Origin of the sequence: Natronospira sp., from assembly GCF_007134575.1 — a bacterium.
In the GTDB taxonomy this organism is placed as follows: Bacteria; Pseudomonadota; Gammaproteobacteria; order Natronospirales; family Natronospiraceae; genus Natronospira; species Natronospira elongata.
Genome location: NZ_SLKM01000095.1, coordinates 1 through 2704, shown reverse-complemented (window position 1 = coordinate 2704; position 2704 = coordinate 1). Strand labels below are relative to the sequence as shown.

Below are 2704 nucleotides of genomic sequence, written 5' to 3'. Positions count from 1 at the left end.
GCGCATCAGCAGGCCGGATATGCCCCAGGCCAGGCCGATGCCGACTTCGTTGCCGCCACCGCCCTCGGGGCGCATCACCGACAGCGACAGGGTGGGATTGGAAAACTGGGAGGCCTCGACCACGTCGGCAGCGGTCAGATCCAGCCGAGCGTAGGCCGCCTGCATGCGCGGGTTGCGCCACAGGGACTGGTGGATGGCCTCCTCGAGCGTCAGCTCGCCGGAGGGTCGGGGCATCTCCGACTCGGGCAGGTCGATCCCCTGCACCGAGATGTCCTCCGCCAGCTCGGACCGCTCCAGCTCGGGCGCGGTGACCGCGCAACCGGCGAGGAACAGCACCGACACGACGGGGAGCAGCAATCGGGTTGCTCGCATCGTGAAAATCTCCTTGATCGGACTTCGATTCCGCATCCCGCGCGAGCGCGCGACACGGCCTTGCCGTCCGCCAGCACCGAGTGGAAACCCGGACGTGCGGACAGCCCCGGCGCTCGGGCCGGTACAGTCAGATCAGGAGAGGATCGGGGGTCGGTATAACGCAGCCCCAGGCGGACCGCTCTGGAAGGAATACAGGTTCGTCGCCTGTGCCATCGGGCTCAGGGCATTGATGCCGGTGATGGATGGCATACCCTGGCAATGGCTGCAGGCCGAGCAAGAGGCCAGGCAGGTGGCGTCCATACAATCCACGTGCACGATCACCCCGCTGGCGTCAGAGGAATCCGAAGTCTCGCGGGTGTGGTCATCGCCATGCCGGGTATCGGCATGATCGTCATGCGCATGGTGATCGTGGTCGTCGCCGTGCGCATGATCATGTGCGTGGCCATGGGCCGCGTGATCCGCAGGCTTGTCCCCCTGCGACTGGGCCCCGTGCATCGCATGCCCGGCATGACCGCCTTCCTCGCTCGCAACCGCCGCCAGCGCCGGCAGGCCGGCAATCGCCAGCACCAGCATCCAGCACAGCAGTCGGTGGAAGACCCGTTTCACGTCGGTCAGGACCTCATGTCGAGGGGCGTCGCCCCGATAACCGGACATCAACCTACCACAACCCGCGACCCCTGCAGGAGCGTGCTCGCACATTCGTGCCCGGCGCCCGGTCGGCGAGGGGGCGCGCCTCCTGCCGATCCGGTGCTGCCCCCTGCTGGAGCCCGGCGTTGGGGCCCGGCCCCTGGGCGCGACCGGCCCTTCCTGCACCCCATCGGCCAGAGGGCTGGCCCCCTACGCGAGCGCGCGCTCGATCACGTCTCGCAGGTCGCGCGAGAGTTCGAGCGCGGCGAGACGCTCGAGTTCCGCACGCATCGCCTCGCCGCGGGCCGCATCCACCTTGCGCCAGCGCGTCAGCGGCTGGGCCAGGCGCGCGGCGGTCTGCGGGTTCATCGCGTCCAGCTTCTCGATGAACGCGCCCATGCGGCGGTAGCCCTCGCCGTCTTCCTGGTGGAAGTGACGTTCGTTGCGGGCCATGAACGGCCCCAGCACCGCGCGCACGCGGTTCGGGTTGGTCCAGCGGAACCCGGGGTGCTCCAGCAGCGCCTCCAGGCGCTCGCAGCCGCCGGGGACCTGGCTGCCGGCCTGCAGGCCGAAGTACTTGTCCAGCACCAGCGGGTCGTCGCGGTAGCGCTGCTCGAAGTCCGTCAGCAGCACCTCGCGTGCCTCGTGATCCAGCTCGTTGACCGCATTCAGCGCACCCATGCGCATGGTCTGGCTGCGGGCCTTCTGGTACTGCGCCAGGGCCTCGGGCACCGCGGCCTGGTCGCCGGCGGCCACGCGCAGCGCCAGCAGACGGTTGCGCAGCTGGCGCAGCCCCATGGCCTCGGCGGTGAAGGCGCCGTTGTCGACATCCTCCAGTTTCGGCTGGATCTGCTGCATCGCCTCGGTCAACGGCATGTACAGGCGTTTCTCCAGGTCGTCGCGCTCGTTGCGCAGGCGCACCGGATCCACACGCTCGAACAGCTCGGCCAGCTCGCGGGTCGGCGGCAGCTGCAGGATGGTCGCCAGCAGCACCGGCTCGATCGCCGCGTCGCGCAGCAGTTGCGCCAGCGCGCGTTCGATCGCCGCCTCCAGCGCGGAGTCGGCGGCGTCGTGTTCGATGCGCGCGCGGATCGCGCGGCGGAACAGGGTCTGAGCGGCCTCCCAGCGGGCGAAGGCGTCGTCGTCATGCGCCAGCAGGTGGGCCAGCTCGTCCACGCCCTGGTTGGCGTTCAGGATCACCGGGGCGGAGAAGCCTCGCAGCCAGGAGATCGCGACCGGCTCGGCGGAAAGCCCCTCGAAGCAGAAGGTCTGCTCCGCCGTATCCAGCTCCAGCACCCATTCGTCGCGCTCGGCCTCGTCGCCTTCCCGGCGCGCGCGGATGCGCTGGCCGTCCGCATCGAGGAAGGCCATGCGCATCGGGATCACCACCGGCTCCTTGTGCGCCTGCCCCGGGGTCGGCGGGGTCTCCTGCGCCAGGGTGACGCGGGCCGGACCACCGGGGCCGTCGAACGCGGTGCTCGCGGTCACGTGCGGGGTGCCGGCCTGGGTGTACCAGCGCTTGAAGCGGGAGAGATCGCGCCCGCTGGCCTCGGCCATCACCGCGACAAAGTCGTCGGTGGTCACCGCCTGGCCGTCGAAGCGCTCGAAGTAGACATCCAGCCCGCGGCGGAAGGTCTCGCGCCCGATCAGGGTGCGCAGCATGCGGATCAGCTCCGCGCCCTTCTCGTACACCGTCAGGGTGTAG

The 2704-nt window shown here is 70.0% G+C and carries 2 protein-coding genes and 1 pseudogene; all 3 read right to left on the bottom strand.

The features are described 5' to 3' along the window. A pseudogene (locus tag ACJWXQ_RS03700) lies at positions 1-357 on the bottom strand (transporter); the annotation flags it as partial. Positions 358-504: 147 nt separating this feature from the next. Beyond that, the gene (locus ACJWXQ_RS03695) at positions 505-945 is read right to left on the bottom strand and encodes a hypothetical protein (protein ID WP_406672176.1); all 441 of its coding nucleotides are present in this window, start codon (positions 943-945) and stop codon (positions 505-507) included. 264 nt (positions 946-1209) lie between these two features. Then, positions 1210-2704: DUF3458 domain-containing protein (locus tag ACJWXQ_RS03690; RefSeq protein ID WP_406672175.1), on the bottom strand; the 1495-nt coding region annotated here is incomplete at its 5' end.

Excerpts from the sequence above, each read along its gene's own strand:
- ACJWXQ_RS03695 (WP_406672176.1), bottom strand. The coding sequence starts at position 945 with ATGCTGGTGCTGGCGATTGCCGGCCTGCCGGCGCTGGCGGCGGTTGCG.